The following is a 24,379-nucleotide window of genomic DNA, read 5'->3' on the forward strand; positions in this document are numbered from 1 at the left end:
CCCATGCTGCGCATCGTTCTGTTTCTCGTGATCATCGCGCTCGCGGCGGCGGGCGCTGCCTGGGTGGCCGAACAGCCCGGCGAAGTGGTGCTGTCGTGGAACGACTGGAAGGCGTCGATGACGCTACCAGTGTTCGCGCTGGTGCTCGGCGCCGGCGTCGTCGCCGTGATGCTGGCCTGGGCGGTCATCCTCGGCGTGCTGCGCGCACCCGGCTGGATGAAGCGCGGCCGCAGCTCGCGGCGCAGCGCCCGCGCCCGCAACGCCATCACCCAGGGCCTGCTCGCCGTCGGCCATGGCGACAGCAGCGCCGCCCGTGCCCACGCCAACGCGGCGCGGCGCCATGCCCCGCACGATCCGCTCGCTCTGCTGCTGCAAGCGCAGTCGGCGCAGCTCGAAGGCGACCGCGAAGGCGCCCGCCGTGCGTTCCTGGCAATGGCCGCCCGCAAGGACACCAAGTCGCTCGGCATGCGCGGGCTGTATATCGAGGCGCAGCGCGCCGACGATCCCTATGCGGCCCTGGCGATCGCCGAAGAAGCGCTGCGGCTGCAGCCGACCTGTGCCTGGGCGTCGCAGGCGGTGCTCGGGTTCCGCTGCGCCCGCTCGGACTGGACCGGCGCGCTGGAGATTCTCGAGCGCAATCTCTCGGCTGGCCTGATCGACAAGAAGGCGTTTCGCCGGCAGCGTGCGGTGCTGCTGACCGCGCGAGCGACCGATCTGGAAGAAAGCGACGAGAGCCTTGCCCGCGACAGCGCGCTGGAAGCCAACAAGCTGGCGCCGACCCTGGTGCCGGCGGCGGTGCTGGCAGCGAAATATCTGGCCGAAGCCCATCAGGTTCGGCGCGCCATGAAGGTGATCGAGGCCGCCTGGCAGGCGCAGCCGCATCCGGATCTGGCCTCGACCTACGCCAACCTGAAACCGGGCGACACCGCGACTGCGCGGCTCGGCCGGGTCGAGAATCTGGTCGCCAAGGGTCCGCAGCAACTCGAGAGCGCGGTTGCGATCGCCCGCGCTGCGATCGACGCTGGCTCGTTCAGCCGCGCCCGCGCCGCACTGCAGCCCTATCTCGACATGCCGACCCAGCGCGTCGCGATGCTGATGGCCGAGATCGAACATGGCGATCGCGGCGACACCGCGAAAGCGCGGGCTTGGACGCTGCGGGCAGTACGCGCGCTGCACGACCCGGTGTGGACCGCCGACGGCTACGTGTCGGATCACTGGCGGCCGGTGTCGCCGGTCACCGGACGGCTCGACGCGTTCCAGTGGCAAGTGCCGGTGTCGGCGTTGCCGTCCAACAAGGTCGAGGTGATCGACGACAAGTTCCACGACGCCCTGATCGCCTCGGCGGCCGGCGAAGCGCTTCCCGCCAGCACGACGGCGGAAGCCGTCACCGTCACGGTGGAGGCGGCCCCGGAAGCACCGATCGTGACGCCGAAAGAAACCACCGTTGTGGCCGATGAGCCAGCAAAACTGGACAAGCCCGCCAAGGCGACCGAGGCTCCGACTGAGGTGGCGACCGCACCGGCGTCGTCTGCGGCGCCGCTGTTCCACCGCCGCAAGGAGGCGGCCCCGGTGATTCCGATCGTGCGGGCTCCCGACGATCCAGGTGTCGACGAAGACGCGGCACCTGAAGAGTTCGCCGAACGCTCGCAGGCGCCTGCGGCAGGGCAGAGCACTGGCTGGCGGGGTTACCGGCCGCCGCGCTGAGCCCACGGCGCGCTTCTGTTATTGGGACGACGTTCAACAAAACCACACCGGCGGCCGCTCCGACCGCCGGTTCAGGCACCCTGGTTCTTGCCAATCAGGCCGCCGCCCGATATCAGGAGCCGACGTTTCGGGCCGCTTCGTCAGCGCGCTCGCGGTCGCCGCAATAGCTCAGCTGGTAGAGCACGTCATTCGTAATGACGGGGTCGGGGGTTCGAATCCCTCTTGCGGCACCACCTTTCTTCCTTCACCCGCACCGATCCTGATCCGCCACGCCACGCGTGAGTTTGGGTGCAGCCATGCCTCGGCTTCAAGGGCTTGGTCGGGACACTTCCGAAGCAATCGCGTCCAGCGGAACATCTCTGTTGTCCCGGGTGTAATCTAGACGCCGAGCAGGTCTCCATCCTGGCTCGCTCAAGCGCTTGGCACGACCAGGCATGCCTTGGAGCGAACACCTGTCTGGCTGCATCGAACGCCCAGCGGAGCGTTCGGAGACATAGTCGACACATCGGACTGCGTTGGACGGGGCAGGGGGCGACGCTCTGTATCTTGGCCAAGCACAACCTCAAGACATTCGCCTGCCCCAAATAGAAAAGCCCGCGCGATGCGCGGGCTTTTGTTGGTACCGGCTCACCCGCCAGGGTGAGCCTCAATGTGATGATCTCAACGCTTGGTTTTGATCGTCGCGCCTTCAATGACTCGAGGAGGCGCGTTCAGGGTCGTGGAGAGGCGCCGATCAGGCGCGCTTCGGAACGCCCAAACCGTTGTGCAGCCAGCTGCTCCACGATCGCGACAGCGTCTCGCTGACCGTCCGGCCGTCCGTGAACAGCATCTCGCGGGCGTTGCTGACGGCCCCCTTCAGATCCATCCACATTTCCTTGAGATTGGCCAGAATACCGTTCGTGCCGTCGAGGACGCGATGGCTCTTCAGCTTGGCCAGCTCGATCAGAGACTGCTGGATCTTGGCGATCGACCGCGCGATCCGGCCGATTTCATCCGAGCGGCTCAGCGCATGGATGCGAACGCTGGTGTCGCCAGAGGCGAGGCGTTCCACGTCCTTCTCCAGTTCGCCGAGCGGGGCGAGCAGGCCGCGCGAAATCCGGGTGCCGACCAGACCGACCACCGCGAACACCACGACACCGGCGAGCAGCAGCATGGTGCGGGCAGCGCCGACACCGTAATCCGGAGTCGAGGTGACCACCGTCTCCGAAGCCTGAACCACCAGACCCTGACCTTCGTACGACGCCGGCATCACCACCGGCCCGGCATCCTGCTGCATCACCAGCATGCCGACGATGCTGCCGTCCGCGGCGCGGACTGGCGACAGCGTCGCTCCCCCTTGGCCGACCAAGCGGTCGAGCGACGCAACGCTCGCGGCCTGCTTGGCATGGCTATCGGTGACCTTGTGCAAGACCATTTCGCCGACACCACCGATGGCGACCGAGGCGAACAGCGTAATTCCCAAGACGAGGATCGAGATCTTCTGGGCTAGGTTTCGGTTGGACAGATCGAATTGCATCGTAGTTCTCCAGCTTTCTTCAATTAGGGGCGGCTTGCCCCCTAAGGTGAACAGCGTGAACAACGCTTTACTTATTAACGTTAACGATTTGCTAACTCCCGCGTAGACCTGCTTGGGACCACGCTAAGAAAACGCCTCACGCTGGAACGGTGAACGAGCGCTGGTAACCAGGCACTCGTTCGAGAGAATCGCGAATCACCATGAGCCAATTAGCCGTCTAACTCTTTGATTAAACAGGTAGTTGCTCAGTAAAACACGATCCGTGGAATCAGTTTTGCTCCGATTCGCGCGGCTGTAAATATACAGAGAAGTCAGTACCGGCGCTTGCCCCGCGACAATAGGAGTACGCGAGCTTCACTCTTTTAACGGAGCAATGATCGAGCGGTGTTCGTTTACTAATTCCCGACACCGGACATACCGCTCCGCCGGTCACCGGTCATGCCGAAGTAACAATCAGCGACAGCGCTGCCTCGCGGCTTGCGCAGTCACGCGAAGCTCATGGTCATCGCCTGGAGGCCGATCCGGGCGCCTTCATTCGGCGAACGCTCCGCCCGCGCAGGCCAGCTGACGCGCCGCGACCCTATGCCGCTGGCCATGCTGCGCCGCGGTCCGGCGCCACCGCCCGAACGTGGCGACAGATGCGAATGCTTCGTTTTGATCCAGAGCAAAGACGAGTCTCCGTTTCCGGGGCTCCCTTCGCACCGCGGCAACGGCGCTGCCGGCTTTTCGACGGGCCAACAGCCGCGCGAGGCGATCCAATCCCTGCTTCCCCTCGGCAGCGGCCATGGTCTCATCGCACTCGTTCAGCAATCTGCTTTTTTGGTCGAGGGCAACCAGATCGAGTGCGTGCCGTGCATACTGAAAGCATTGTCTCGACTGTTATTCCGCATCTCGTCGTCAAACACACCTCCGCCAGGACCCGCGTTGCGCAGGATCCAGCGGAAGCGCGCGCCGCGGAACTCGCCCGACTCCTGATCGCGCCGAACCTCGCCGATGCGTTCGACCTGATCGACAAATCACTGGCGCGGGCGTCGTCGCCGACCGCGTTGTTCACCGGACTGTTTGAACCGACCGCCCGCAGCCTCGGCAATCTGTGGAGCGAAGACGCCTGCAGCGAATTCGAAGTCACGATCGGCCTCTGCCATCTGCAGACGGCGATGCGCCGCATCAGCTTCGATCTGTTGTCGGCGCCGCTGGCGCGCTCGCAGCCGCGCAGCGTGCTGCTGGTGTCGCAGCCCGGGGAGCCGCATTCGTTCTGTGCGGCGCTGCATGCCGAGCTGCTGCGACAAGCCGGTTGGAACACCGTGAGCGAATTCCCCGACACCGATCGCGCGCTGTCGGATCTGGTCGCCAACGGTTGGTTCGATGCCGTCAACATCTCGCTGTCGCCGGCGCTGCGCCGCGAGCACTGGCTGCCGCGAATGGCCGAGACCATCCGCAAGCTGCGCGCCGCGTCCCGTAACCCCGCACTGGCGGTGGTCGCCAGCGGCCGCGTCTTCGCCGAACGCAGCGACGCCGTTGCTCTCGTCGGGGCCGATGCCGCGACGATCTCGTCGGTGCAGATCGAGCGCTGCCTGATGCGCTCGTTGCTCAATCGCACCGCGCGTCCGGCGGCGAACTTCGCCTGGATCTGATCTTCGCCGCACCTTTCATTCATCTCACGGCCGCTTCGGTTACCGAGGCGGCCGTTGCGTTGAGTCGCACCAGGCATCTGTGTTGGCCGGATTGCCAACTCGCCCGACTCGCGCCCCACCGCCATATTCCAATCGTGCGTCCGTGCTATCGGTGATGCCTTCAGAGGGGCTGGTCATGCAATCCGAAACGAAATCTTATCCGTTCGATCACCTGCCAATGATCGACTACGACGCCCACCCGGCCTATGGGCGCGTGATGTCGATGCCGATGCTCGGCGCGCGGCTGAAGGCGATCACGATTTTCGGTTACGGATTCTGTCTCACCACCGCGCAGCGGATGATCGACGTCGAGCACCTGCCGCGCCCCGCCGAGGCCGGCAACCGCTTCGTCACCACGCTGCGCAGCCTGCCGACCTATCTGCGCCTGATCATGCTGCAGCGGCTCGGCCGGTTCAGTGCGGGCTCCGCCTACGCGCCGAAGACCGAGCGCGGCACCGCGGTGTTCGTCCCGCTCGCCCGCGACGGCTTTGCCGCCGTGCAGCTCGGTCCCGACAAGATCGTCGAACTGCGCAACCAGCTCGACGCCGCGTTCAAGACACTCGAACATCGCGTGGCGATTCCGGGCGATCCGGATTCGACCCGCGTGGCGATCGATCCGGCTGCTGCTCCCGACCTTTACAAATGGCTCAACCAGATCGCCGCCGACGCCGGTCTGACCGAGGCGGCCAGCGGCTATCTGAAGCGGCCGGTCGGCATCGGCCGGATCGCCGCCGAGGTGACCGAAGCATCGAGCGGCGCACTGTCGAGCCCATTCGCCGATGTCAGCGTCGACGCCTCGCCGTGCGACGGCTTCAAGGTCGACACCGGCTACAACGTGCTGAAGATGGTGGTGTATCTCGGCGAGACCGGCGCCGCGAACGGCCCGCTCACCTATGTGGCAGGCAGCAATCGTGCCGGCCGCCGGTTCTGGGACGCGATGATCCGCCGCGCCAATGATCTGTGCGGTCTGTCGTCGACGCTGCCGGCCGCGCGCGAGACGTTCTACGCGCTGCCGGCCGGCCTGCAGCGCAAGGCGACGTTCGGCACCGATCTCGTCGCCGACAGCAACTTCACGGCGGCCATCGCCGAGAACCAAGTTGCGGTGACCAGCAGCCAGGGCAACGCGGTGCTCTACGATCCGGCCGGCATCCACCGCGACGGCGCGCCGAGCCAGGGCCGGCGCAGCGCCGTGATCGTCACCTTCACCGAACTGCCGCGCTAAGGCGCGGACCAACGCGGCGGGTGCTGATCAGCGCCCGCCGAAAGCTTTCAGCGCCGCCGCCAATTCAGGATGGCTGGCGGCGTGATCAGCTACCGGGATGCCCGCAGCGATCGCGTCCCAAGCCTGCCGGATCGATGCCGCCCCCGCGGCCGGTCCCATCGGGTGGCCGAACACGCCGCGGCCGGGCACGAAGCCGAAATCGGCGCTGCCGACCTTGCGATACACAGTCTCCAGCGTCGCCGCTGAATCGCTGCCGCCTGGCACCGGCAGACACGGCTTGATCGGTCCCATCGGCTCCAGGCAGGCGCGGATGCAGTCGAGCACCTCGCGCTCCGGCGTCATCATCCGCGGACCGAAGCCCGGCATGATCACGACGTCGAAGCCAGCCAAGCGCTGCAGTCGCGTCATTACCCGCGAATGAATGCCGTAATTCGCCAGCCGGCTGAACGCGGCGATGAACGGGAAATGTGCCATCAGCGGCACGGTCGCGTGCTTACGCAGCATCCGCACTGCGGACAGCCCGACAGGCATTGCATTGACCAGCAGCGCGCCGGCTCCCTTGGCGACCGCGACATCGTGCAGCTCGGTCAGCCGATCAACCTCGTCAGTGATATTGGCGAGATAGATTTTCGGCACACCGGTTTCGTCAGCGGCCCGACGGCAGGCATCGCCCAGCAGTGCGGCGCGCTCGGCCAGCGGACACCAATCGACATCCGCCAGCATCTCATCGTCCTTGGCGATATCGAGACCGCCGGTCCAGCTCTGATAGCCGAGCTCGGCGAACGGCTGCGGCGGCAGGCCGATATTCGGCTTGATCACGCCGAAAAAGATCGGACGATCGAACGCCTGCAGTCGCTCGCGTAAGCCTGCGATGCCGAAGCGCGGACCATCGAACGCTGCGAGATACGATTCGGGGAAGCGGATGTCCTGCAGCCGGATCAGCGGAATGCCCGGCGAGAAGAACACGCCCTCGCCGCACACGGCCGACAACAGGTTGGGAATCTTTGCGCCGAAATTGCCGTGCGGATGCGCAATGGTGACGCGGCAGGCATGCACCTCGCCGCGCGCTGCGCACTCGACCGGAATGCTGAAGCCCGACGGACGCGGCTCCGCCGACAGCTCCAGCACCTTGGCGGCGAAGCGCGGACGGAAATCTTCGTCGAAGCCCACCCGGCGCCACTGCGCCGTCGACTGCTCGCTGCACAGATGCGCCGCGGCCTCGCGCGGATCGCCGGCGCATTCGAAATCGAAATCCAGCTCGATGTATTGGTCGAGGTCGAGATCCGTGCGCTTGGCGTGGAAGCCTGCGATGTCGTCCGGCGTCATGGCTGATGACCTGTCTGGTGATACCGCTGCGGTCATACGCGGGCACGGCCCGCGTATCTATCCGGAATACCCCGTTCTTTCGGTGGAGGCGCAGGCGCGCGAAGCGCCTAGCTTAACCGATGATCTGCAGCTCGACGCCGCGGCGCTCGCGCGGACCATCGAGCTCGATGAAGAACACCGACTGCCATTCGCCGAGCACCATGGCGCCTTTGGCGACCGGAATCGTCTCCGACGAATTCATGAACAGCCCGATCAGATGCGAGTGCGCGTTGTCGCGGCCGTCGACCGGATCGAGATTGTGCAGATAGTCGCCGTCGCGCGGTGCGAACCGCTTCAGAAACGTCAGCATGTCGCGCTCGAGCTTTTCCTCGCGCTCGTTGACGTTGATCCGCGCGGTGGTGTGCAGGCAGCTCACCGTAACCAGACCATCCTTGATGCCGCTCGATGTGACGAAGCGGCGGACCTGATCGGTGATGTCGATCAGCTGGATCGGCGCGGTGGTGGCGAGTTCGATACGGTGACGTTGAATCTGCATGGCGACGTCCTGACTGGAACCACCCGAGTGTTAGCCCGGTGCCCACGTCGGGGCAACGCAAGCCGTTGCCGCATGCGCGACATGCGATCCGCTCGCAACCTGGCACGACCGTAACTTGACAGTGCGGGAGGGCTTCGCGATGACGCGCTGTTTGCATCCCTGCGTGTTGACGGAGCCCGCAGCGCCCAGTTCGATCTTCTTGCCCCGCCAGGACCACGATTCCCGATGAGACCGGCCTATCGCAGCGATATCGATGGCCTGCGCGCGATCGCAGTGCTGCTGGTGGTTGGGTTCCACGCCTTTCCGGCCGAGATCCGCGGCGGCTTCATCGGCGTCGACGTCTTCTTCGTCATCTCGGGCTTTCTGATCACGTCGATCATCTGCCAGGCGCTCGACCGCGGCGACTTCAGCTTCGCCACGTTCTACGCCCGCCGCATCAACCGCATCTTCCCCGCACTGCTGCTGGTGCTGGCGGCCTGCGCGATCGGCGGCTGGTTCCTGCTGTTTCCCGTCGATTATCGCGACGCCGGCAAGGCGATCGGCTTCGGCGCTGCATTCCTCGCCAACATCGCGCTGCTGCATGACGCCGGCTACTTCGACACCGCCTCCGAGCTGAACCCGCTGCTGCATCTCTGGTCGCTCGGCGTCGAGGAGCAGTTCTATCTGCTGTGGCCGCCGGTGATCATTCTGGCGTGGCGCTGGAGGAACGGCGCAGTGGTGGCCGCAGTGGCGATTCTGCTGGCTTCGTTCGTCACCAATCTGCTGCTGACACCGGCTCATCAATCAGCCGCGTTCTATCTGCCGGTGACCCGGTTCTGGGAGCTGATGACCGGCTGCCTTCTGGCGATCGCCACGGCGAACCGCGCGGCGCCATTTGCGCAGCACGCCGTCACGCTGCGCAACATCGGGGCGATCGCCGGTCTCGCGCTGATTGCTACCGGTGCTGCCTTGATCGACCGCAGCCGCGCTTTTCCGGGTTGGTGGGCGGTGCTGCCCGTGCTCGGCGCCGCGCTGCTAATTGGCACAGGCCCTAGCACCTGGGTCGGGCGGCGGCTGCTCGGCAATCGCGCCATGGTTTATGTCGGGCTGATCAGCTACCCGCTGTATCTGTGGCACTGGCCGGTGCTCGCCGCGATCAGGATCGTGCGGCTCGGCGAGGAGCCGCCGCCGCTGATGAAGCTGATCGCGGTCGTGGTGGCGTTCGGGCTCGCCGATTTCACTTACCGGTTCGTCGAGCCGAAGATTCGCTATCGGGCGACCCGCGCCAAGACCGCCGCCGCTTTCGCCGGCGTCGCGCTTGTTGGGCTTCTCGGCGCGGGTATCTACTTGGCAAGCGGCTTTCCGGCACGCTTCAGCCCGAGCGTGCAGATCGTCACCCGCGATCACCAGGCCGAGGCGATGCTGGCATATCGGCTGAAGAGCTGCTTCCTCGGCTCGGGCTCGACCTTCGCGCGCGAGTGCGATGACGCCGCATTGCCCGGTGTGCCGAGAATCACACTGTGGGGCGATTCCCACGCCGCCCATCTCTATCCTGGGCTGCGCGCCTTGCAGGAGAGCGAAGGCGGCTTTGTGCTATCGCAATACACCACCGCGGGCTGTCCGCCGATCTTCGGCTACGTCAGTGCTCAGACACCGGGCTGCACCGCCGCCAACGCCAATGCGCGCGAGCGGCTGAACGCGATCAAGCCTGACACGGTGATCCTGGTGGCGCGGCAGTGGCACGATTACGACGGCGCCGACCGCGATCCCGCGGCGATCGACGCGATGATCAAGGCGACGCTCGCTGAACTGCGCAGCATCCGCGTCCGGCGGATCGTCGTGGTGGGGAAATTTCCGAGCTGGCGAACGCCGCCGAAGCGGATTTTGGCGCAGGCCTACCGGTCCGAGGCCGCCGGCCTGATCTCCGCATCCGAGATCCCGACGCGCGACGGCCCGCCCCGGCTGGATCGCTCGGAAGCCGAAGCCAATGAACAGCTGCGCGCTTTCTTCGCCGCGCTAGGCGTCGAGTTCATTTCGCCGACGCCGGTCTATTGCAACGATCAGGGCTGTCTGCTCGCCGTGCCCGGCAGCGGCACGCCGGTGACGTTCGACGGCAGCCACCTGACGATTGCGTCGTCGCAATTCTTCGTCAGGCAGTTCGCGAAAGAGCTGCTCGGCCGCTAGTCTAATCCTCAGGCGGGCAGGACCGCCGCGCAGGCGCGGCCCGCGACATCGGCCGCCGACGGATCGCGCGTCACCAGCGCCATCACGATCGCGCCGTCGATGACCAGACCGAGCGTGTGGGCGACTTCGGTCGGCTGTTCGATCCCGGCTTCGGCACACAGAGCGGTGAGACGATCCAGCACGATCGTCTTGTGCGCGATCGCCAGACTCCGCATCCGATCGTCGTTCTTGTCGGATTCGCCGACCGCATTGATGAAGGGGCAGCCGTAGAAGTCGCCGCGGGTAAACCATTCTTTCAGCGCCGGGCCGATCCGTCCGAGCCGCTCGCGCGCGGTTCCGCCTGGCCCATCGATCGACTCCAAGAACCAGCTACGCCAGCTCTGGCCCTCGCGCTCCAGCACAGCTTCGACGAGGCCATCCTTCGAGCCGAACAGCTTGTAGAGGGTGGTCTTAGCGGTGCCGGCTTGTTCGATGATCGCGTCGACGCCGACCGAATTGATGCCGTAGCGGCAGAACAGACTGCGGGCGCTGTCGATCAGCCGCTCGCGCGGCGACAGCTTCGCCTCGACGGCGGGATCGATCACGAGGTGCGCAGCGTCTGCCATGGTTCGGCACATACCGCGACATTTCGGACTGCGCAATCGAGGAAACCGAATGGTCTGTTCACAGCCCAGGATTTGCCGCTGAAGCAGGCATTTGCCGCGCCATGTGATCGCAAATGCGCCCCGCCTCTAGAATGGGCACGTGGCATTAACGCCTCCTCCCCTGATTCCGCTGTGGTTTTTGCAGTGCGGGACTTTGGCACGCTTCGTGCTGATACAGAACGGTCTGTATCCAAAAGCGCTGTCAGCCGATTGGCAGCAGAGGAGATCCCATGACAAAAGCCGCCACCGCCGTGACCGCCTGCCTGACCCCCGACAGCCCGACCGCCCTGACCGGCTGCCTTACGCCGATCGACAAGGCCGGCCTCGACGATCTGATCGCCAAGGGCAAGGCCGACCCGACGGTGATCAAGACGCTGAAGTGCAAGACCATCGCCGAAGGCCGCTTCCGACACCTCAATTTCATCCGCTCGCTGCCGCCCTACGTAGTCGATGAGCCGCCGGGCCTGCTCGGCGACGACACCGCGCCGAACCCGTCCGAAGCCTCGCTCGCCGCGCTCGGCTCGTGCCTCGCAGTCGGCATCCACGCCAACGCCGTCGCTAAGGGCATCACCGTCTACAAGCTCGAGATCGAGCTCGAAGGCGACCTCAACATCACCGCGGTGTGGGGCACCGGCGACCTGTCCGACAAGCCAGTCGGCTTCACCGATGTGCGCGCCAAGGTGAGCTTCGAAGCCGACCGTCCGCGCGAAGAACTGGAAGCGCTGGTCGCGCATGCGCGGCTGTGGTCGCCGGTGGCCAACACCTTCTCCCGCCCGGTCAATCTCGACGTTGCGATGGCCTGACCAAGCAGCCCCACCAAACGGACGAGAACAACGATGTTGGATGTCCAGTCAGTGAGTAAAGGCGACGCCACGGTGCTGCCCGGCGCCGAAGTCGTCGAGGCGGTGCGCGCGCTGGCGGCGCGCGAACTGCCGCCGCTGGTCAACACCATCGACGTCGACGGCCATTATCCGGAAGCTCAGATGCGCGCCTTCGGGCGTCTCGGCGCCTACGCGCATCATCTGCCGGGAATGAGCCCGAGCGTCGATCTGATGACCGCGATCAACGCGATGGCGGCGGCCGGCGAGCACTGCCTGTCGACGTCGTTCTGCATGTGGTGCCAGGACGCGCTGGGTTGGTACATCTATGCGTCCGACAACCAGCATCTGCGGACCAGTGTCGGCCCGCAGATCGCCAGCGGCGCAGCACTCGGCGGCACCGCGCTGTCGAACCCGATGAAGTCGCTATTCGGGATCGAGCCGATGCGGCTGAAGGGCCGCCGCGGCGACGGCGGCTACATCGTCAAGGGCTTGTTGCCTTATGTCTCCAACCTCGGCGCCGACCATTACTTCGGCGCGATCTTCGAAGTCGAGGACGGCGGCAACACGCGCAACGTGATGGCGGTGATTCCTTGCAACGCGGAAGGTGTGAGCCTTGCCGACAATGCGAAGTTCACCGCGCTCGACGGCACCCGCACCTTCGCGGTGCAGATGCGCGACGTGGTGGTGCCCGAAGCTTGGGTGCTAGCCGATCCGGTTGATCCGTTCATCAAGCGGATCCGCGCCGGGTTCATCCTGCTGCAGGCGGGTATGGCGTTCGGCCTGATCCGGGACTGTCTGCGGCTGATGCAGCAGACCAAGGCGCCGCTCGGCCACGTCAACAAATACCTCGACGTGCAGCCCGAGCCGATTGCCGAACAGCTCGAAGCAATGGAGGTCGAGGTCGCGCGCCTCGCCGCGACCCCGTTCGAGGACGACCTCGGCTATTGGCGCGCAGTGATCGAGGCCCGGCTCGCCGCCGGCGATGCCTCGGTCGCGGCGGCGCATGCGGCGATGCTGCATTGTGGGGCGCGCGGCTATGTGGCCGGTGCCGTCGCACAGCGCCGGCTGCGCGAGGCTTACTTCGTCGCCATCGTCACCCCGGCCACCAAGCAACTCCGCAAGATGCTCGCGGACATGGCGCACTAGCCCGCGAGACGCCATCGCGCGGCCCGCGCCAGGCGCGGGCTGCACCTTCAACGCTCGGCTCCAGGGAACCGCCCTGGAGAGCACTCAGACAACGACGTCTTGACCCAACAACGAGCACTGGAGCGACTGATGACTGACAAGGTTCTTGTATCGCCCGCCGAACTCTCCGAGATGATCGCCGCCGGCGGCACCGTGGTGATCGACACCCGCGACCCGGCAACTTACGCGGCAGGACACATTCCCGGCGCCGTCAATGTCCACGACATCTTCACCTATCTCGCCACTTCGACCCCAGAAGGCATTGCCGAGATGCGCGACAAGTTCGCGGCGATCTTCGGCGCCGCAGGCCTGTCCGGCGAAGAGACCGCGGTGATCGCGGAGCAGTCGATGAACACCGGCTTCGGCCAGTCGTGCCGCGGCTATGTGCTGCTGAGCTACCTCGGCTATCCCAAGGTCAAGATCCTGCACGGCGGCACTAGCGCCTGGGTCGCCGCCGGTCTGCCGACCACCACGGACGTGCCGACACCGGCGCCGAAGACCTTCAAGGTCGACCCGGCCGCCGCATCGATCCTGGTCGATCTCGAAGGCATGAAGGCGGCGGTCGGCGATTCCAGCAAGGTGAAGCTCGATACCCGCGACGTCGACGAATGGGTCGGCGAAAGCTCTTCGCCCTACGGCAAGGATTTCTGCCCGCGCAAAGGCCGCATCCCCGGCGCGGTGTGGATCGAGTGGTACCGAATGATGAAGCCGTCGGCAGCCGGTCCGATGTTCAAATCACCGAACGAGATCCTCGCCGAATGCGCCACGGTCGGCATCACGCCGGACACACCAGTGGTTCTGTACTGCTTCAAAGGGGCGCGCGCCTCCAACACCCTGGTCGCCTTGAAGGAGGCCGGCATCAAGGACGTCAGCCTGTACTTCGGCTCCTGGAATGAATGGTCGCGCGATCCGTCGCTGCCGATCGAACAGGGTCTGCCCTACGCGGCACAGCCGCTGATGGCAGCGGAGTAATCGCCCCCGGCACCGGCCGTGGCCGGTGCCGTCCCTTCCCGATCTCCACGATACGAAGGAGCGGCGGCCGCATGCCGGCATATCAGTCGAAGAAGTCTTGGCCCGGCGCACACATCACGATTCAGGGAGTCAGCCATCGCTATCGCCGCTCCAGCAACAAGGTGCTCACCACCATCGATCTCGAGATCAAGCCGTGCGAGCAGCTCGCGCTGGTCGGCCGTTCCGGCTGCGGCAAGTCGACATTGCTGCACATCATCGCCGGCCTGACCAAACCGACGACCGGCGAGGTCCGTATCGACGGCGCGCTGGTCGAAGGCCCGTCACCGCACTGGATCGTGATGTTCCAGCAGCCCAACCTGTATCCGTGGATGAGCGTGGCGCAGAACATCGGGCTCGGCTTGAAATTCGCCGGCCGCCCGAAGAAAGAGATTGCCGCCCGCGTCGAAGAGTTGCTGCACCTCGTCGAACTCGACGGCTACGGCAGCCGCAACGCGCAGGATCTGTCCGGCGGGCAGCAGCAGCGCGTTGCACTGGCACGATCCCTCGCTGTCGAACCCGAAGTGCTGCTGCTCGACGAGCCGTTTTCCGCACTCGACGCCGTCACGCGCCGCGCATTGCAGCGCGACGTCCGCCGCATCGCCGAAGACATGAAGATCACGCTGGTGATCGTCACCCACGACATCCCGGAAGCTGTGGCGATGGCCGACCGCGCGGTGGTGATGGCGTCCGATCCCGGACGGATCGCCGAGACGGTGGCAATCGAGATTGACCGCCGCGATCCTGATCCGGAGCGCCGCGCCACCAGCGTCGCCGCCGCGCAGGCGAAGCTGCAGGTCGCCTTCGAGCGCGCAACCGGCCGCGCGCTACACGGCGGCCCAAGCCCGGCCCTCGCTGAATCCGCCCCGCTCAAGATCGTCGCCGCCGGCGCCCGCTAACAGGAGACCTCCATGTGCATCAATTGCGGAGATGACATCGTCCATCCCGAAGACAACCGCTTTCGGATCACCCGCCGGCAGACGCTCGACATGCTGGCCGCGGGCGGGCTCGCCGCGCTCGGCACGATGCTCGGTGGTTTCGGCCAGGCCGCGCGTGCGGCCGACGATGAAGTGGTGCGGATCGGCTATCTGCCGATCACCGACGCCACCGCACTCCTGGTCGCGCACGGCATGGATTACTTCAAGGACGAAGGGCTGGAAGCCGAGCGCCCGACCCTGATCCGCGGCTGGTCGCCGCTGGTGGAGAGCTTCGCGGCCGGCAAGTTCAATCTGGTGCATCTGCTCAAGCCGATCCCGGTGTGGATGCGATATAACAACAATTTCCCGGTCAAGATCATGGCTTGGGCTCATACCAACGGCTCCGGCGTCGTGGTCGGCAAGGAGACCGGGATCGAGTCGTTCAAGGACCTCGGCGGCAAGCAGGTCGCGGTGCCGTTCTGGTACTCGATGCACAACATCGTGCTGCAATACGCGCTGCGCAAATCCGGCATCAAGCCGGTGATCAAGGGCCAGAGCGAGCCGCTCGCCGCCGACGAATGCAATCTCCAGGTGATGGCACCGTCCGACATGCCGCCGGCGCTCGCCGCCAAGAAGATCGACGCCTACATCGTCGCCGAACCGTTCAACGCGCTCGGCGAAACCAAGGCCGGCGGCCGGATGCTGCGCTTCACCGGCGACATCTGGAAGAATCACCCCTGCTGCGTGCTGTGCATGAACGAGGAGGTGACGAAGAAGAAACCGGAATGGACCCAGAAGGTGATGAACGCGCTGGTCCGCGCCGAGATCTACGCAAGCGCCAATAAAAAGGAGGTCGCCAAGCTGCTGTCGAAGGACGGCGCCGGCTATCTGCCGCTGCCGGCCGAGGTGATCGAGCGGGCGATAACCTATTACGACGACAAGGCTTATGGCGAGACCAACGCCATCACTCACCCCGAGTGGAAGCTCGGCCGCATCGACTTTCAGCCGTGGCCGTATCCATCGGCCACTCGGCTGATTGTCGAGGCGATGAACGACACCGTCGTGGCCGGTGATAAGACGTTCCTGAAAAAGCTCGATCCGGATTTCGTCACCAAGGATCTGGTCGACTATGCGTTCGTCAAGCAGGCGATGACCAAACATCCGGACTGGAAGAACTCGCCGAGCGTCGATCCGGCCGACCCGTTCACCCGAACCGAGGTGCTGGCGCTGTGAGTCTCGACCTGACCCTCGACGACACCGCCGCGATTGAGCCATCGCGGCGAACCGGCGAACACCTCGCCGGCCATGCACGCAGCTTCGGCTATGTGCTGCTCGGCATCGCCGCGCTGCTCGCGGTATGGTGGATCGGTGGGGCGCTCATCGCCGCCAATCCTCGCACCGCCAGCTTTGCCGACTTTGCGCCGCTCCCGACCTTTCAAAGGCTGTGGTCGATGCTGGCGTCGGGCGAAGCAGCCAAGATGGCGCTGCCGAGCTTGGCGCGGATCGGCGGCGGGCTGGCTTGGGCGATCGTGCTCGGCGTGCCGCTCGGCATCCTGGTCGGGCGGTTCAAAGGAATGCGCCAAGCCAGTTCGGTGCCGTTCCAGTTTCTGCGGATGATCTCGCCGCTCGCCTGGATGCCGATCGCCGTGATGGCATTTTCGAGCTGGAACGGCGCGATCGTATTCCTGATCGGCGTCGCGGCGATCTGGCCGATCCTGTTCTCGACCGCGCACGGCTTCCGGCGAATCGATCCGGCCTGGTTCAAGGTCGCCCGTAATCTTGGCGCCCAGCCCTGGCACATGTTGTTCACCATCATCGTGCCGGCAATCCTGCAGGACGCACTTGCCGGCATCCGGCTCGCCGTCGGCGTCGCCTGGATCGTGCTGGTGCCGGCCGAATTCCTCGGCGTCACCTCGGGGCTCGGCTACGCCATCAACGACGCCCGCGACACGCTGGAATACGACCGGCTCGCCGCCACCGTGGTGATCATCGGCCTGATCGGCTTCACGCTCGACTTTCTCTGCGAACGTGCCGTCCGCCGCGCCAGTTGGGCGCGAGAGGAGTAATTCGGATCGGCCGAGCGGCACACGCCCGGCCACCGTTTATCGCCGGGCCCCTGCGCCGGCGATGCAGCGGGCTCCGCGCGGTGTCATCCCGTTCGGGGCCCGATTTCGTTGCGGCGATCTAAAGTTCAGGCGAGCGTCGAGCGAATCAGAAGTCTGCCCGGCGCATTGCGCGCGCGAACAACTACCGTCACGGCAAGTGGCTCAATAGACTGAAAAAGCAATCGCCTAGTCTGGCGGATCTCTGGAGCGGGCGAAGGGATTCGAACCCTCGACCCCAACCTTGGCAAGGTTGTGCTCTACCCCTGAGCTACACCCGCATCCGAGAAACGGCGCGCCGTGGGCACGACCGTGGGCAGTCGTATGCCAAATGCCGCGAGCGATTGCAACAGCCGTTCGACATTTCATGTGCCGGCTTTTTGCGGATCGATGACCGCCTGAGAGATTTTGCCTCAAATGCGACCAAGCGCGCGGCGTACGGCGCCGACAGCCACCGCATAAAACGATCCGGCCGGCTCGCTGGCGAACGCCGGCGGAGCACCGGTTCCCGTTGCAAATTGAACTTCTGGCGCCATCTAGAGCGGGGGCCGTGCTAAAACGGCGAACCCGACGGACAACAGCGAGGACGACGTGACGATTTTGGAGCAGGGCAGCGGTGCGGCGCCTCAGGCCGCCGATCTGATCAAGGACACCACGACCCAGACCTTCGTCCGCGATGTGATCGAGGAATCCAAGCGCCAGCCGGTTCTGATCGACTTCTGGGCGCAGTGGTGCGGCCCGTGCAAGCAGCTCACCCCGATCCTGGAAAAGGCGGTTCGGGCTGCGAACGGCAAGGTCAAGCTGGTCAAGATGAATATCGACGAGCATCCGTCGATTCCCGGCCAGATGGGCATTCAGTCGATTCCGGCGGTCATTGCCTTCGTGGACGGCCGTCCGGCCGACGGCTTCATGGGCGCGGTGCCGGAGAGCCAGGTCAACGCCTTCATCGAGAAACTGACCGCCGGCATGCCGGGCGGTGCGCCGACCGCCGCCGAGCTGCTGCAGGAAGCCGAGGCGGTGCTGGCGGAGGGTGATGTCCAGACCGCGGCCTCGATCTATGCCGAAGTGCTGCGGGCCGACGGCACCAATATCCAGGCGATCGCCGGGCTGGCCCGCTGCTATATGCAGACCGGCGCCACCGAACAGGCCAAGAAGACGCTCGGGCTGGTGCCCGAGGCCAAGCGCGAGGATGCCTCCGTCAAGGCCGTGCAGGCGATGATCGATCTTGCCGAACAGGCACAGTCGCTCGGCCCGATTGCCGAACTCGAACAGAAGGTCGCGGCCGATCCGCTCGATCATCAGGCGCGATTTGATCTGGCGATCGCGCTGAATGCCGCCGACCGGCGCGAGGATGCGACCACGCACCTGCTCGACATCGTCAAGCGCGACCGTAAATGGAACGACGACGGCGCCCGCAAGCAGTTGGTGCAGTTCTTCGACGCCTGGGGACCGACCGACGACGCCACCGTCGAAGGCCGCAAGCGGCTGTCGACGATTCTGTTCTCGTAATCGAATTCAAAGCGCGGAGCCGGCGATGCCGATCAATGCCGCCTATCGCGGGCCAGCCGATCTTCCCGAAGTGATTCCGGTGTTTCCGCTAGCGGGAGCGCTGCTGCTGCCGCGCGGCCAGATGCCGCTGAATATCTTCGAGCCACGCTATCTGGCGATGATCGACGATGCGCTGCGCGACGGCCATCGGCTGATCGGCATGATTCAGCCGGATACGGCGCATTCATCCGAGACCGCCGAGAAGCCGTCGCTGTTCAACGTCGGCTGCGTCGGGCGAATCACCCAGCTCGCCGAATCCGGCGATGGCCGCTACATTCTCGAACTGACCGGCGTCTCGCGCTTCAAGGTGGTCGAGGAGCTGGAGGTGCTGACGCCGTACCGGCAGTGCAAGGTCGACTATTTCCCGTTCGTCGACGATTTTACCGCTCGCAAGGGCGAGGATGAGGTGGATCGGGAGACCCTGCTGTCGGTACTGACCGACTTCCTCAAGGCTAACAACCTCAAGGTCGATTGGGACGGCGTCGAAAGCGCGCCGAACGAAGCCCTGGTCAACGCACTGGCGATGATGTCGCCCTATGGGCCGGCGGAGAAGCAGGCGCTCTTGGAAGCCCCCGACCTCAAGACCCGCGCCGAAATCCTGATCGCCGTCACCGAGATGGACCTCGCCAAGAAGCGCACCAGCGGCGACCCGCCGCTGCAGTGACGACACAGCAATTTGCGCCGGCGCGTTGACGGCGCCGCGCTGCTGTCCGATCAAGCCCGACGCGAGCCCGTTGTTCTGGAGCCTGAAGCTATGACCATTTCGCCGTCCGAGCGGCCCGACACCGTTGACCGCAAGCTGCTCGACATCCTGGTCTGTCCGGTCACCAAGGGACCGCTTGAGTTCGATGCCGCCCGCCAGGAGCTGATCTCGCGAGGCGCCAAGCTGGCCTACCCGATTCGAGACGGTATTCCGATCATGCTTCCAGAAGAGGCACGTCGACTCGACTAACGACCCGCCGCGAGTGCGGCGAGATCCGGCGCCGGCACCCCGCGCTGAAATGCCAGCAGATCCAGCGTCGGCGGCTCGGCTCCGGTCAGGATCGACAGGCAAGCGTGGGCTTGGCCGCGGTGGTGCGTCTGGTGATTGAAGACGTGACTGAGAATCTCGGCGCGCGGCTGATGGAAGGACTTGCCTGAGGTCGTCGCGTACTCGACCATTCCGGCCAACGCCGCAGCGTCGTGGCCGTCGATCATCTCGATGATGCGCTCGTCCTCCGCGGCACGCGCCCGAGCCAGCGCACGAAGATCTTCGAACAAGATCTCATCGAGGCGGGTTGGCGCCTCGCCCGCGCCGGTCAGTCGCTTCAGCCAGATTCGGTCGGCCACCAGCACATGATTCAGCGTGCCGTGCAGGCTGCCGAAGAACACACCGACGCTGCGGCGGTATACGTCATCGGGCAGCGCCAACGCGGCCTGATAGAGCCGGGCGTTGGCCCAGCGGTTGTAGGCAGCGAGTTGTGCGAAATGGCGTCCATCCATGCCCTGATTCCCTCGCGGCAGCACCGTAGCCAGGAAGCTCGTGCGACACGGCTGAGATATTCTCAGCTTTTTGCAACGCGCGAGGGGCGCCGCGTGGCCTGAGCCGTCCGGTGAACCTGGGAAGGGCGCCGCGTTACAGCGCCTCGCCCTTCAGCAGCCGCGGCGTCTCGCCGGTGAGGCCGGCGGCCTGACGGATGAAGGCACCCTTCAGCGGCGGCAAGCGGTCGACCAGACCGAGGCCGATGTCGCGTATCCCGCGCAGCAGCGGCGAGTTGTTGGAAAACAGGAAGTTGAGCCCGTTGGTCGCGACGCCCATCGCCATGGTGTCGAACCGCCGCCAGCGCTGATAGCCCTCCAACACGTCGACCTGACCGGGATCGATTCCGAGCCGCGCTGCATCGACCACCACCTCGGCCAGAGCCGCGACGTCGCGCAGGCCCATATTGAGGCCCTGCCCGGCGATCGGATGGATCACGTGCGCAGCGTCGCCGATCAGCGCGAGCCGCGGCGCGATGAACGACTGAGCGACGAAATAGCCGAGCGGAAACGACTTCGGCTTGTCCAGCGGCTTGACGTCGCCGAGCCGCAGCCCGAACCGTTTTTCCAGCTCTCGCTGGAATTCCTTCTCCGGCAGCGCGACGATCCGCTCGGCATCGCGGCGGCTCTCGCTCCACACCAGCGACGAGCGCCGGCCGGTGAGCGGCAGGATCGCGAACGGTCCGGCTGGCAGGAAGTGTTCTTCGGCGCAGCCATTGTGGTCGCGCTCGTGCTCGACCGTGACGACGATGCCCGACTGGTCGTAATCCCAGCCATAGGTGGCGATGCCGGCACGCTGGCGCAGTCGAGACTTGGCGCCATCGGCGGCGACCAGCAGGCTGGCATCAATCACGCTGCCGTCGCCGAGCGTGACGCCGATCGCTTCGGTGCGGGCGTCATAGGAGGTGACCGGGGTGGCGCGCAGCTCGACGCCTTCGGCCTCGGCGCGCTTGGCCAGCGCCTCGACCAGATATTTGTTCTCGACCATGTGGGCGAACGGCTCGCCAGGCTGCACTTCGCCCGCGAACGTCAGGAACACCGGCCGGGTCGCATCTTCGAGATGGCTGTCGGTGACGATCATGTCGATGATCGGCTGGGCGGTCGGCGCCACCTCGTCCCAGACTCCGAGCGCCTCGAACAGCCGCCGGCACGCCGCCACGATCGCGGTGGCGCGCGGGTCGCGGCTCGGTCGCAGCGCGAGCGCCGGATCGGCGACGATCACCTGCACCTCGGGCCCGAGCCCCTGGCGCAGCGCCAGTGCCAGCGCCAAGCCGGCGAACGCCCCGCCCCCAATCACAATGCTTCGCGGTGCCGTCATATTTCTCACTCTCGCGCCATGATCCTTGCGCCCGGATCGGAGCTGGGCGAAACAGGTTTCAAGGACCAACCCGCTGTTGCTGGGGCGGTTTCTAACAGACAACGCCGGCGGTGGGAAATCACCTGCGTGGCCGCGCGGCATTCCGCCCTGGTCGCTGTTGCGACGGGCCAACTTGTTGTTTCGACGCTTTGTTGCGCGTTATCCCGCCCTGCCTGAACCGCCGTGAAGGAGCTCGACCGGTGTCCAAGAGCCTGATCGATCTGATCTCGATTCTCGATCTCGAACCGCTCGAGGTGAATCTGTTCCGCGGCACAAGCCCGAAGACCAGCTGGCAGCGGGTGTTCGGCGGCCAGGTGATCGGCCAGGCGATGGTCGCCGGCTGCCGCACCGTCGAGAACCGGCTGCCGCATTCGCTGCATTGCTACTTCATCCTGCCGGGCGACCCGCAGGTGCCGATCATCTACCAGGTCGAGCGGCTGCGCGACGGCCGCAGCTACACCACCCGCCGGGTCACAGCGATCCAGCACGGCAACGCGATCTTCTCGCTGATGATGTCGTTCCACGACGACGAGCCGACCAATTTCGACCACCAGGACAAGATGCCCGACGTGCCGCCGCCCGAAGCGCTGTCGGCCGAGGAGATCATCAAGCAGCCGTTCTTCAAAGAGATGCCGGACTTCATCAAGCGCTATTACGAGAGCGACCGGCCGATCGAGCTGCGCCCGGTCGAGCTGTCTCGCTATTTCGGCCAGAAAATCGATGACGGCCGGATCCACGTCTGGATCAAGACCGCCGCCAAGCTGCCCGACGATCCGGCGCTGCACATGTGCGCGCTGGCCTATGCGTCGGACTTCTCGCTGCTGGACGCGGTGATGGCACGCTACGGCCGCACTCTGTTCGACAAGCGGATGATGCCGGCGAGCCTCGACCACGCGATGTGGTTTCACCGCCCGTTCCGCGCCGACGAATGGCTGCTGTACGCGCAGGACTCGCCGTCGGCGCAGGGCGGCCGCGGCCTGACCCGCGGCCAGATCTTCAAGACCGACGGCACCCTGGTGGCCTCCGTCGCCCAGGAAGGCTCAGTGCGCGAACGCCGCGAGGCGCCCAAGGGCTGACCGTCGCTCCGGCGCTGCGGCCCCCCCTCGGCTGCCAGCAATGACGACCTCTGGCTCAGCCTTCTCGCTGAGCAGTCAATCAGCTTATTTTCTGCGCGCCTTGCCGCTAAACCCGGCATATACACGGGACCGGAGCACCGCCGCGGCGGTGTCAAAAGGCTTTGCGCGAATGAGGGGCTAACGCATGAAACTGGTCGTCGCCATCATCAAACCTTTCAAGCTGGACGAGGTCCGCCAGGCGCTGACCGAGATCGGCGTTCACGGCATGACCGTCACCGAGGTCAAGGGCTACGGCCGCCAGCGCGGCCATACCGAGATCTATCGTGGTGCCGAGTACATCGTGAATTTCCTGCCCAAGCTGCGGATCGAGATTGCGGTCGATTCCGCCCTCGCCGACAAGGCGGTCGAAGTCATCACCCGCGGCGCCCGCACCGGTCAAATCGGTGACGGCAAGATTTTCGTCACGCCGATCGACCGCGCGTTGCGGATCCGCACCGGCGAGACCGACGTCGACGCGCTGTAAGCCGGCCTTCGACAGCCATTTCCCAACCCCGCGGAGCCGGGGGGCGCCGCGCACAGTTCCAACAGGACGGGCATCATGACCTTGTTGCTACGCCGCGCGGCGTCGGCCGCGACGGGCTACATCCTTGCAACATTCGGCCTTGCGGCAGCCGGCGTGACGCCGGCTCTGGCGCAGGGGACGGCCACGGGGACGCCCGGCATCAGCCCGGCCGACACCGCCTGGATGACGGTCGCGACCGCCTTCGTGCTGATGATGACCATCCCCGGTCTGGCGCTGTTCTACTCCGGCATGGTGCGCAAGAAGAACGTGCTGGCCACGATGGCCCAGAGCCTCGCGGCCGTGGCGTTGATTTCGATCCTGTGGGTGGCGTTCGGCTATTCGCTCGCCTTCACCGGCAGCGGCAGCCTGATCGGCTCGTTCGACCGAATCTTCCTGGCCGGCATGACCATGGACAGCGTCAATCCGGCGGCCAAGACCATCCCGGAAGCGCTGTTCATGCTCTACCAGATGACGTTTGCGGTCATCACGGTGGCCCTGGTGGCCGGCTCGGTCGCCGACCGGATGCGGTTTTCCGCCTACCTGTTGTTCTCGATCGGCTGGTTCATCTTCGTCTATGTGCCGCTGGCGCATTGGATCTGGGGCGGCGGCTTTTTGGGCGCGATGGGCGTGCTCGATTTCGCCGGCGGCCTGGTGGTGCACCTGTCGGCCGGCACCGGCGGCCTGGTGGCGGCGATCGTGATCGGCCGCCGCCACGGCTACGGCATGGAAAACCTGTCGCCGTTCGACCTGTCGCTCGCCGTCATCGGCACCGGCCTGTTGTGGGTCGGCTGGTTCGGCTTCAATGGCGGCTCCGCGCTGGCGGCGGATTCCCGCGCGGTGTTCGCCATCACCGCCACCCACCTCGCCGCCTGCTCCGGCGCGCTGACCTGGGGCGCGATCGAATGGATGGCGCGGCGCAAGCCGTCGGTGCTCGGCATGATCTCCGGCGCCGTCGCCGGTCTCGGCACCATTACGCCGGCGTCGGGCTATGTCGAACCCTGGCATGGCGTGGTGATCGGTATCGTCGCCGGCCTGATCTGCTACTGGGCCTGCACCTGGCTGAAGCACAAGCTGCGCTACGACGACTCGCTCGACGTATTCGGCGTCCACGGCATCGGCGGTCTCACCGGGACGTTCCTGGCCGGCATCTTCGCTACCGCCTCGATCGGCGGCGTCTCAGGCGCGCTCGAGGGCTCCTGGATGCAGCCGCTGACCCAGCTTGCCGGTATCTTAGTCACCTTCGTCTGGTCCGGCGTGGCCACCTATGTGCTGCTGAAAGCCGTCAGCCTGTTCGTGGCGCTCCGCGTCTCCCGCGAGCACGAGATCGAAGGCCTGGATATTTCGCAGCATGGAGAGGCGCTGCAGTAAGCCAGCGCCCGACTTTAGACTAAGCGTTATGCCCTTCGGTTGGGCAATCATTGTGTCCGCAAGCTGGCATGCCTGATTTTTGATCAGGCATGCCCACCTGTTGAGCGCGACCGAATAGCGCAGCTGGTGCTCCA

The 24,379-nt window shown here is 65.6% G+C and carries 22 protein-coding genes and 2 tRNA genes; 17 read left to right on the plus strand and 7 right to left on the minus strand.

All coding sequences use genetic code 11. From position 1 onward, the window contains the following. The first annotated feature begins 3 nt into the window (after positions 1-3). Complete coding sequence (locus RPPS3_RS01325) at positions 4-1,704, plus strand: heme biosynthesis protein HemY (protein ID WP_107342501.1); 1,701 nt, start codon at positions 4-6, stop codon at positions 1,702-1,704. A 157-nt stretch (positions 1,705-1,861) separates the two neighbouring features. Next, positions 1,862-1,937: transfer RNA gene (locus RPPS3_RS01330), tRNA-Thr, on the plus strand. 500 nt (positions 1,938-2,437) lie between these two features. Here RPPS3_RS01330 and RPPS3_RS01335 read toward each other — a convergent pair. Next, positions 2,438-3,220: a HAMP domain-containing protein gene (locus RPPS3_RS01335; RefSeq protein ID WP_107342502.1), complete on the minus strand. Its 783-nt coding sequence runs from the start codon at positions 3,218-3,220 to the stop codon at positions 2,438-2,440. A gap of 851 nt (positions 3,221-4,071) precedes the next feature. On the opposite strand from RPPS3_RS01335, the gene RPPS3_RS01345 reads away from it, so the two are divergent. After that, the gene (locus RPPS3_RS01345) at positions 4,072-4,854 is read left to right on the plus strand and encodes a cobalamin B12-binding domain-containing protein (RefSeq protein ID WP_234820061.1); all 783 of its coding nucleotides are present in this window, start codon (positions 4,072-4,074) and stop codon (positions 4,852-4,854) included. 175 nt (positions 4,855-5,029) lie between these two features. After that, entirely contained in the window at positions 5,030-6,115 is a 1,086-nt protein-coding gene (locus RPPS3_RS01350; RefSeq protein WP_107342505.1) for a hypothetical protein, read from the plus strand. A 27-nt stretch (positions 6,116-6,142) separates the two neighbouring features. Here RPPS3_RS01350 and RPPS3_RS01355 read toward each other — a convergent pair whose 3' ends face one another. Beyond that, positions 6,143-7,441: a RuBisCO large subunit C-terminal-like domain-containing protein gene (locus RPPS3_RS01355; protein ID WP_107342506.1), complete on the minus strand. Its 1,299-nt coding sequence runs from the start codon at positions 7,439-7,441 to the stop codon at positions 6,143-6,145. Between the two features lie 112 nt (positions 7,442-7,553). After that, positions 7,554-7,976: a secondary thiamine-phosphate synthase enzyme YjbQ gene (locus RPPS3_RS01360; protein ID WP_107342507.1), complete on the minus strand. Its 423-nt coding sequence runs from the start codon at positions 7,974-7,976 to the stop codon at positions 7,554-7,556. Between the two features lie 225 nt (positions 7,977-8,201). Between RPPS3_RS01360 and RPPS3_RS01365 the strand changes: the two genes are divergently transcribed. Then, entirely contained in the window at positions 8,202-10,139 is a 1,938-nt protein-coding gene (locus tag RPPS3_RS01365) for an acyltransferase family protein (protein ID WP_107342508.1), read from the plus strand. Between the two features lie 8 nt (positions 10,140-10,147). Here the strand turns inward: RPPS3_RS01365 and RPPS3_RS01370 are convergent, their stop codons facing one another. Continuing rightward, a complete protein-coding gene (locus tag RPPS3_RS01370; RefSeq protein WP_234820063.1) occupies positions 10,148-10,744 on the minus strand; it encodes a TetR/AcrR family transcriptional regulator in 597 nt (198 codons plus the stop codon). Positions 10,745-11,013: 269 nt separating this feature from the next. Between RPPS3_RS01370 and RPPS3_RS01375 the strand changes: the two genes are divergently transcribed. The 6 genes from RPPS3_RS01375 to RPPS3_RS01400 all read left to right on the plus strand — a co-directional run bounded on the left by RPPS3_RS01375 (position 11,014) and on the right by RPPS3_RS01400 (position 16,780). Then, on the plus strand, positions 11,014-11,586 hold the full coding sequence (locus RPPS3_RS01375) for an OsmC family protein (RefSeq protein ID WP_107342510.1): 573 nt from the start codon (positions 11,014-11,016) through the stop codon (positions 11,584-11,586). Positions 11,587-11,619: 33 nt separating this feature from the next. After that, entirely contained in the window at positions 11,620-12,750 is a 1,131-nt protein-coding gene (locus RPPS3_RS01380) for an acyl-CoA dehydrogenase family protein (RefSeq protein WP_107342511.1), read from the plus strand. A 129-nt stretch (positions 12,751-12,879) separates the two neighbouring features. Further along, positions 12,880-13,761 (plus strand): sulfurtransferase, encoded by an 882-nt coding sequence (locus tag RPPS3_RS01385; protein ID WP_107342512.1) that lies wholly within the window; start codon positions 12,880-12,882, stop codon positions 13,759-13,761. 71 nt (positions 13,762-13,832) lie between these two features. Beyond that, positions 13,833-14,696 (plus strand): ABC transporter ATP-binding protein, encoded by an 864-nt coding sequence (locus RPPS3_RS01390; RefSeq protein ID WP_107342513.1) that lies wholly within the window; start codon positions 13,833-13,835, stop codon positions 14,694-14,696. A gap of 12 nt (positions 14,697-14,708) precedes the next feature. Next, a complete protein-coding gene (locus tag RPPS3_RS01395) occupies positions 14,709-15,947 on the plus strand; it encodes an ABC transporter substrate-binding protein (RefSeq protein ID WP_107342514.1) in 1,239 nt (412 codons plus the stop codon). Next, positions 15,944-16,780: an ABC transporter permease gene (locus tag RPPS3_RS01400; protein ID WP_107342515.1), complete on the plus strand. Its 837-nt coding sequence runs from the start codon at positions 15,944-15,946 to the stop codon at positions 16,778-16,780. Before RPPS3_RS01395 ends, RPPS3_RS01400 begins: the two co-directional genes overlap by 4 nt. Positions 16,781-17,022: 242 nt before the next feature. On the opposite strand, the gene RPPS3_RS01405 is transcribed toward RPPS3_RS01400, so the two are convergent. After that, positions 17,023-17,097: transfer RNA gene (locus tag RPPS3_RS01405), tRNA-Gly, on the minus strand. Between the two features lie 310 nt (positions 17,098-17,407). Between RPPS3_RS01405 and trxA the strand changes: the two genes are divergently transcribed. From trxA to RPPS3_RS01420, 3 genes are all read left to right on the plus strand, one after another. Then, on the plus strand, positions 17,408-18,325 hold the full coding sequence (gene trxA, locus RPPS3_RS01410) for a thioredoxin (RefSeq protein WP_107342516.1): 918 nt from the start codon (positions 17,408-17,410) through the stop codon (positions 18,323-18,325). Positions 18,326-18,350: 25 nt separating this feature from the next. Further along, positions 18,351-19,028 carry an LON peptidase substrate-binding domain-containing protein gene (locus RPPS3_RS01415; protein WP_107342517.1) on the plus strand — a complete coding sequence of 226 codons (678 nt, stop codon included), beginning with the start codon at positions 18,351-18,353 and terminating at the stop codon, positions 19,026-19,028. Between the two features lie 90 nt (positions 19,029-19,118). Continuing rightward, complete coding sequence (locus RPPS3_RS01420) at positions 19,119-19,316, plus strand: Trm112 family protein (protein WP_107342518.1); 198 nt, start codon at positions 19,119-19,121, stop codon at positions 19,314-19,316. Here the strand turns inward: RPPS3_RS01420 and RPPS3_RS01425 are convergent. Both RPPS3_RS01425 and RPPS3_RS01430 read right to left on the minus strand, forming a co-directional pair. Continuing rightward, positions 19,313-19,846, minus strand: a complete 534-nt coding sequence (locus RPPS3_RS01425; protein WP_107342519.1) for a DinB family protein — start codon at positions 19,844-19,846, stop codon at positions 19,313-19,315. The genes RPPS3_RS01420 and RPPS3_RS01425 overlap by 4 nt on opposite strands. Positions 19,847-19,979: 133 nt before the next feature. Beyond that, positions 19,980-21,341, minus strand: coding sequence for a ubiquinone biosynthesis hydroxylase (locus RPPS3_RS01430; protein ID WP_283812321.1), 1,362 nt, complete (start codon positions 21,339-21,341; stop codon positions 19,980-19,982). A 98-nt stretch (positions 21,342-21,439) separates the two neighbouring features. On the opposite strand from RPPS3_RS01430, the gene tesB reads away from it, so the two are divergent. From tesB to RPPS3_RS01445, 3 genes are all read left to right on the plus strand, one after another. Further along, positions 21,440-22,315 carry an acyl-CoA thioesterase II gene (gene tesB / locus RPPS3_RS01435; RefSeq protein ID WP_107342521.1) on the plus strand — a complete coding sequence of 292 codons (876 nt, stop codon included), beginning with the start codon at positions 21,440-21,442 and terminating at the stop codon, positions 22,313-22,315. 184 nt (positions 22,316-22,499) lie between these two features. Next, positions 22,500-22,838 (plus strand): P-II family nitrogen regulator, encoded by a 339-nt coding sequence (locus RPPS3_RS01440; RefSeq protein ID WP_011155840.1) that lies wholly within the window; start codon positions 22,500-22,502, stop codon positions 22,836-22,838. A 75-nt stretch (positions 22,839-22,913) separates the two neighbouring features. After that, positions 22,914-24,245: an ammonium transporter gene (locus tag RPPS3_RS01445; RefSeq protein WP_107342522.1), complete on the plus strand. Its 1,332-nt coding sequence runs from the start codon at positions 22,914-22,916 to the stop codon at positions 24,243-24,245. The last annotated feature ends 134 nt before the right edge of the window (positions 24,246-24,379 follow it).

Origin of the sequence: Rhodopseudomonas palustris (assembly GCF_003031265.1) — a bacterium.
GTDB classification, from domain to species: Bacteria; Pseudomonadota; Alphaproteobacteria; order Rhizobiales; family Xanthobacteraceae; genus Rhodopseudomonas; species Rhodopseudomonas palustris_H.